General features: G+C 70.6%; 5 protein-coding genes. 2 read left to right on the top strand and 3 right to left on the bottom strand.

Going from position 1 to position 6,562, the window contains the following annotated elements; genetic code table 11:
• Positions 1–232: 232 nt before the first annotated feature.
• Positions 233–814, bottom strand: coding sequence for a hypothetical protein (locus tag AB0K34_RS02510; protein ID WP_364544800.1), 582 nt, complete (start codon positions 812–814; stop codon positions 233–235).
• A gap of 79 nt (positions 815–893) precedes the next feature.
• On the opposite strand from AB0K34_RS02510, the gene AB0K34_RS02505 reads away from it, so the two are divergent.
• Together AB0K34_RS02505 and AB0K34_RS02500 are read left to right on the top strand one after the other, a co-directional pair.
• Complete coding sequence (locus AB0K34_RS02505) at positions 894–1,841, top strand: DNA-3-methyladenine glycosylase 2 family protein (RefSeq protein WP_364544797.1); 948 nt, start codon at positions 894–896, stop codon at positions 1,839–1,841.
• A 315-nt stretch (positions 1,842–2,156) separates the two neighbouring features.
• Positions 2,157–3,077 carry a LysR family transcriptional regulator gene (locus AB0K34_RS02500; RefSeq protein ID WP_254715592.1) on the top strand — a complete coding sequence of 307 codons (921 nt, stop codon included), beginning with the start codon at positions 2,157–2,159 and terminating at the stop codon, positions 3,075–3,077.
• 1 nt (position 3,078) lies between these two features.
• Here the strand turns inward: AB0K34_RS02500 and AB0K34_RS02495 are convergent, their stop codons facing one another.
• Positions 3,079–3,888, bottom strand: coding sequence for a substrate-binding domain-containing protein (locus tag AB0K34_RS02495; protein WP_364544794.1), 810 nt, complete (start codon positions 3,886–3,888; stop codon positions 3,079–3,081).
• A 7-nt stretch (positions 3,889–3,895) separates the two neighbouring features.
• A complete protein-coding gene (locus AB0K34_RS02490) occupies positions 3,896–6,445 on the bottom strand; it encodes a bifunctional FO biosynthesis protein CofGH (protein WP_364544791.1) in 2,550 nt (849 codons plus the stop codon).
• Positions 6,446–6,562: the final 117 nt, after the last annotated feature.

Here is a 6,562-nt window from a genome sequence, read left to right as displayed (position 1 = left end):
GACGTGTGGTTCTCCCCCCGAAGAACGTGGGCGCTTCACCCACTGATCACTTGCTCCCCAGCAAGATCACTTTCCACACCTGAGGGAATACCCCCACGTGTGAGCGGCATGGTGACGCAGATCAAGCAGGGCGCGTACGACCTCTGAGTGGGGCAGTCATGCGTCGTACCTCATTGCGTCGCGCTGAGGTGCGGCGTGGTCTTGGGGCGCCCAATGAGGGACGGGCGTTGAACTATGGCTTGGCCTCTGTGTCTGGGCTGGCGTGGAGTTCGTTCTGACCGCTATCCGCTTCTCTGTCGGCACTCGCTTGCGGGAGCAGTTCTTCGGCGTTGGAGGGCCACACCTCAGTCAGGGGTGTTGTGGGGTGGACGGTGGCGCCGGTGGCGGTGGCGAAGTCGCGGAGCGCCTCGATTGCCTTGGCTGCGTCCTGGGCGGCCTGCTCCAGGGTTTCCGCGTAGTGGATTTGGCCGGTGAGGTCGAATGCGCGTTGCGCCAGCATCAGGATGCGTGGGTCGGTGTACGCGATCCGCACATCTAAGAGTTTCCCTTGGGCGGTCGAGCGTTCGCGGAAAGACGCCGAGTGCGCGTCGCGGGCGGCCTGGGTGCCGGGGTGTTCGATGCGTTGCCGGATGTAGTGGAGTTCGGCGCGGCGGTAGTAGGGGAGCCAGTTGACCAGGGCGTCGTGGGCCGCCTCTCGCTCCTTCTGCTGCTCTCTTTCGCGGCGTCGGGTGCGGAGATGGATGAACACGGAGGAGGGGACCGGCAGGCTGAGGGCGATGCCGAGCGCGATGGCGAGGGCTTCCGTGCCGCTCATGGGTCCAGTTTGCCTGGCGGTGGCACACTGGGGCGCGGCAGCGCGAAGTGCGGACGGACGAGTGGACGGTGGGTGGTCGGTGGCTCTGGTGCCGTCCGGTACGCCGTTCGCCCGTGCGGCCGGGGAGAAGACCGCTGGGCGTCTCCCCGGCCGGGTTCGGGAGTGGCGGCCGCCGTGGCCGCTGGACCTGCACGGGACGGTCTCGCCGCATCAGCGGGGGCCTCATGATCCGGCGTTCCGCGTTGAGCGGGACGGTGCCGTCTGGCGGGCGTCCCACACGCCTGAGGGGCCGGGGACGCTGCGGCTCCGGTGGGTCGGCGACGTCGTCGAGGCGACGGGGTGGGGGCCCGGGGCCGAGTGGCTGCTGGACGGGGTGCCCGAGCTACTCGGGGTCGATGACTCGCCGGACGGGTTCGTCGCGCGGCATGACGTCGTGCTGGAGCAGGCTCGTCGGCGTGAGGGGCTGCGGATCGGGAAGTCGCGGCGGGTGTTCGAGGCGCTCGTGCCGGCCGTGATGGAGCAGAAGGTCCTCGCGCAGGAGGCGTGGCGCGGGTGGGGGTACCTGCTGCGGCGGTTCGGGGAGCCCGCGCCGGGCGCGCCGCACATGCGGGTTCCGCCGCCGCCCGAGGTGTGGGTCCGGATTCCCTCGTGGGAGTGGCACCGGTCCGGGCTGGAGGCCGTCCGGGCTCGGACGATCATCGGGGCCGCGCGGGTCGCGAAGCGGCTGGAGGAGGACGCCGGGGAGGCGCGGCTCAGGTCGCTGCCCGGGATCGGGGTCTGGACCGCGGCCGAGATCCGGCAGCGGGCGGTCGGGGATCCCGACGCCGTCTCCGTGGGCGACTACAACCTGCCCGGCCTGGTCGGCTGGGCGCTGGCGGGCCGCAAGGTGGACGACGCCGGGATGCTCGAACTGCTGGAGCCCTATGCCGGCCATCGGTACCGGGTCACCCGGCTGCTGGAATCGTCCGGGAGGCGCCCGCCGAGGCGCGGCCCCCGGTTGCCTGTCCGGGACTACCGGTCGTTTTGACCGGGTCCGCCGCTGAGCGGCGGCGCAGCCAGAAGTTGTTCGGGGTCCAGTCGAGGCCGTCGCGGCTGTCGGCGCCGAACAGGGGGCCGAGGACGGCGAGGGCGACGATGATGCCGAGCACGTACAGCATGGTCTTCTTCTTTCAGTGGGATCGCTGAAGGGGCGTTCCCGCGCGGGGCGATCGGTGGAGCCGGGGTGTCCGTCCCTTCCCATCGCACCTTTAGTTTGACTCCGTCCAACGTTCAGGTCCAGCGACCTTTCCTGGAGGGATTGTGTAAGAATCGCTTCACTATGTTGGATCTGGGGCGGTTGCGGGTGCTTCGGGAGCTCAAGCTGCGCGGGACGCTCGGGGCCGTGGCGGAATCGCTCGGGTACACGCCTTCGGCGGTGTCGCAGCAGCTCGCTCAGTTGCAGAAGGACGTCGGCGTGCCGGTGGTGGAGCGGGCCGGGCGGCGGCTGCGGCTGACCACGGCGGGGGAGGTGCTCGCCGAGCACGCCGAGACGCTGCTGGCGCAGGCCAAGCAGGCTGAAGAGGCGACGGTCGCGGCGAGCGGGCGGGTCGCCGGGGTCGTGCGGCTCGTGGGGTTCCAGACGGCGCTGTTGCATGTGCTGGCGCCCGCGTTGCCGCGGCTGGCGGAGAAGTATCCCGAGCTTGTGGTCGATGTTCTGGACGAGGAGTTCCATCGGGTTCTGCAGGCGCTGGTGCTGCAGGAGATCGATGTAGTGCTGACCGATGAGTACTCGCATCTGCCGCGCCCTAGGCGGCCTGAGCTGACGTCTGAGGTGCTCGTCACGGAGATGATGCGCGTGGCCTTGCCCGAGGGGCATCGGCTGGCGCTGGACGGCGCTCCGGTGCGGATGGCGGATCTCGCGGACTCGCCCTGGGTGACCGGGCATGTCGGGACGAACCACGCCGATCTGCTGGAGCGGACGTGTGTGGAGCTGGGCGGCTTCCGGCCCGATGTGCGGTACCGGTCGAACGACCTGCTGATCATCTTCGCGATGGTCGCGTCGGGCGGCGCGGTGTGCCTGATCCCCGACCTGGCGCTCGCCGAGCGGGAGGAGGGCATCGTGGTGCGGGACGTGGCCGATGCCCCGGTCGACCGCCGCATGGTCATGTGGACGCGGGTCGGTGCCGAGGTGCGGCCGTCGGTGCGGGCCGTCCTGGAGGAGCTACGGGAGTCGGCGGACGCGCTGGTGGAGCGGCGTCCCAGCACCGTTCGCGGCGCTCCTTGACTCAGGTCTTCCAGGACGTGAGTGCGTCGTCGATCTCCTTGCGGGTGGGGAGGCGGAGCGACTTCGGTGGCTTGTCCGGGACGTTGTACTCGGTTGCGTAGGCGGGGTTCAGTGCGCCGTCCGGTGTGCGGAAGCCCGCGCGTTGGAGGATGTTGCGGGCCGAGCGGGTGCCTAGGGCCGCCTGGAACGCCTCTGCGGCGTCGCGTCGGCGCGGGTCCTTCGTGGTGACGGCGTAGGGGTGGTCCAGCATCAGCGTGCCCTCGGTTGGCAGGAGGCTGATGACGGGGTTCGGACGGTGGGTTTCGTTGTAGGCGACCACTGCTTGCTCTGTGGTGACGGCGAGGGGGCGGGCGAACCGTTCGGCGGTGGTGAGGGTGGCCAAGGTCGCCGTTGAGCCGCCGCTCTTGCGGAGGGCTTTGGCCACGTCTGCGACGGGGCGGGGCGTGGCTAGAACCACTGGTGTTGCGGCCACTGGTGTGCCGGGCATGTTGCGGCCCAGCCATAGTGACGACTCCGGTAGCCAGGCGTCCGACTGGCCCTTGTAAGCGGCCGGTGCGACCGGGGTGACGCTGGCGTGGACGCAGCGCCCGCCAACGCGGTGCTTCTCCACGTTGAAGCGGGACGCCACGTCCTTCAGCGCCGGTGCTATCTCCGGCTGCGCCGCGACGGTGATCCGGACGTCGGCGCCGGAGCAGGCCGGTGCGGAGAACAGACCGGATGCCCACGCGCCGCCGCCCGCGCCCGACAGGAGCAGCGCCAAGGCCGCCCAGAGCGCCGGGCGCCGCCACAGCGGGCGTCCGTCTTCGTCCACGTGTCCGTCATACAGGACTGAGCGGCAGCCGCTTCCCGAATTTGCCGATCCCGTCCGTGCGGCGGGCGGCTTCCAGACGCTCCGCCGGCACCTCGCCGTAGAGGGTGGTGCGCTGCCTGGCCGGACGCCCCGCGCGCGCCGCGATCGCCTCCAGTTCGCTGATGGGCTTGAACGAGCCGTTCTCCGACCCCGCCATGCGGCTGATGGTCTCTTCCATCAGCGTCCCGCCGAGGTCGTTCACGCCGCCTTGCAGGACGCGCGTGCACAGTTCGTCCCCCAGCTTCACCCACGACGTCTGGATGTTGGAGATCGCTCCGTGCAGCAGGATGCGCGCCAAGGCGTGGACGGCCACGTTCTCCCGAACTGTGGGCCCGGGACGTGCCAGCCCGGCGAGATAGATGGGCGAGTTGTGGTGGACGAACGGAAGCAGCACGAACTCACTGAATCCGCCCGTCCGCTCCTGGATGGACCTCAGCAGCTTGATGTGCGCGACCCAGTGCGACGGGGTGTCCACGTGCCCGTACATCATCGTGGACGTCGTCGGTATGCCGATCTCGTGCGCGGTGGTGACGACCTCGACCCACTGGTCGGTGGGCAGCTTTCCCTTGGTCAGCACCCAGCGGACGTCGTCGTCCAGGATCTCGGCGGCCGTTCCCGGTAGCGAGTCGACCCCGGCCTCCTTCGCGGCCTGCAGCCACTCCCGGATCGACAGGTCCGTCCTGGACGCGCCGTTCACGACCTCCATCGGGCTGTAGGAGTGCAGGTGGATGTCGGGGGCGCGCCGCTTCACCTCACGCGCGAGGTCGAAGTAGGCGGTGCCGGGCAGGTCGGGGTGGATGCCGCCCTGCATGCAGATCTCGGTGGCGCCCGCCGCCCATGCCTCGTCCACCCGGTCCCCGACCTGTTCCAGGGACAGCGTGTAGGCGTCGGCGTCAGTGCGGCGTTGTGCGAACGCGCAGAACCGGCAGCCGGTGTAGCAGACGTTGGTGAAGTTGATGTTCCGCGTGACGATGTAGGTGACGTCGTCCCCTACGGCCTCGCGTCGCAGGTCGTCGGCGAGGGAGGCGAGGGCGTCGAGCTCCGGGCCTTCGGCGTGCAGGAGGGCGAGCGCCTCGTCGTCCGACAGCCCGGCAGGGTTCTGCTCCGCGCGCGCGAGAGCGGTCTTGACGTCGGCGTTGAAGCGCTGGGGTGCGGACATGCGCTCCTTCAGCGCGTCCCAGTCGCCGTAGACCTCGTCGAAGTCGTCGCGCCGGTCGCTGGTGCGGCCGGTGGTGTCGATCGTCGTGTGCAGGTCGGTGCGCCCGGACGCCTCGAAGCCGCCGTCCGGCTCCTGCCAGGGGCGTCCTTCGAGGACGGCGTCCTCCCGCGCCAGCCCGGTCGCCGGGTCGGCCAGGGCGGCGACGTGCCCGATCAGCCGCGGGTCCAGCCATGGCTCGCCGCGCCGCACGTACTCGGGGTAGATCGTCAGCCGCTCGCGCAGCGTGAAGCCCGACTCGGCGGTCCGCTCCGCGAGCTCGTCGATCTGCGGCCACGGCCGCTCGGGGTTCACGTGGTCGGGGGTCAGCGGCGAGACGCCGCCCCAGTCGTCGATGCCGGCGCGCAGCATCAGCGCATACTGGTCGGCGACCAGGTTCGGCGGCGCCTGGATGCGCGCCTTCGGCCCGAGGACGAGCCGCGTCACCGCGATCGTCGCGGCCAGCTCCGCCAGCTCCGCGTCCGGCGCGTCCCGCATCTTCGTGTCGGGCTTCGCACGGAAGTTCTGGACGATGACCTCCTGGATCGCCCCGTACTCCCGCATCGTCCGGCGGATCTCGAAGACGGCGTCCGCGCGCTCCTCGACCGTCTCGCCGATGCCGATCAGGATCCCGGTCGTGAACGGCACGTTCGTGCGGCCGGCGTCCTCAAGGACGCGCAGGCGGACGGCCGGGTCCTTGTCGGGCGACCCGAAGTGCGGGCCGCCGCGCTCGCTGAACAGCCGCGTCGCCGTCGTCTCCAGCATCATGCCCATGGACGGGGCGACCGGCTTGAGCCGCTGGAAGTCGCGCCACGTCAGCACGCCCGGGTTCAGGTGCGGCAGGAGCCCGGTCTCCTCCAGCACCCGGATCGCCATCGCGCGCACGTACGAGAGCGTGTCGTCGTACCCGTGCGCGTCGAGCCATTCGCGGGCCTGCTTCCACCGGTCCTCGGGACGGTCCCCGAGCGTGAACAGGGCTTCCTTGCAGCCCATCGCGGCGCCCTGCCGCGCTATCTCCAGCACCTCGTCGGGGCTGAGGTAGGGCGCGTCGAGCCGGTGCGGGACGGTCGCGAACGTGCAGTACCCGCAGCGGTCCCGGCAGAGCCGCGTCAGCGGGATGAAGACCTTGCGGCTGTAGGTGATGACGCCCGGACGGCCGGCGGCGTCCAGACCGGCGTCCCGGGTGCGGGCCGCGTAGGAGAGCAGATCGTCGAGCTGCGCCCCGCGGGCCTGCAGCAGTGTGGTGGCCTCGGATCGGTCCAGTGTCTTGCCGTCGCGCGCGCGGGCCAGGGCCCGACGTAGAGCGGAGCTCGTGGCGTCCATGCGGGCACTCTATGCCAATCGTCATAATTTGTGCCGCGCCGGGGCCCCGCCAAGGCCGGCGTGGAGTCCCGTACCCACGCCAGCCCCGGCCGGACCCGATCTATTCCCGCCTACCGG

The organism is Actinomadura sp. NPDC049382 (assembly GCF_040677125.1).
GTDB lineage: Bacteria > Actinomycetota > Actinomycetes > Streptosporangiales > Streptosporangiaceae > Spirillospora > Spirillospora geliboluensis.
This window is presented reverse-complemented; position numbering and strand designations above follow the sequence as displayed.

Coding starts and splice junctions, on each gene's coding strand:
- AB0K34_RS02510 (WP_364544800.1), bottom strand. CDS start 814: ATGAGCGGCACGGAAGCCCTCGCCATCGCGCTCGGCATCGCCCTCAGC.
- AB0K34_RS02490 (WP_364544791.1), bottom strand. CDS start 6,445: ATGGACGCCACGAGCTCCGCTCTACGTCGGGCCCTGGCCCGCGCGCGC.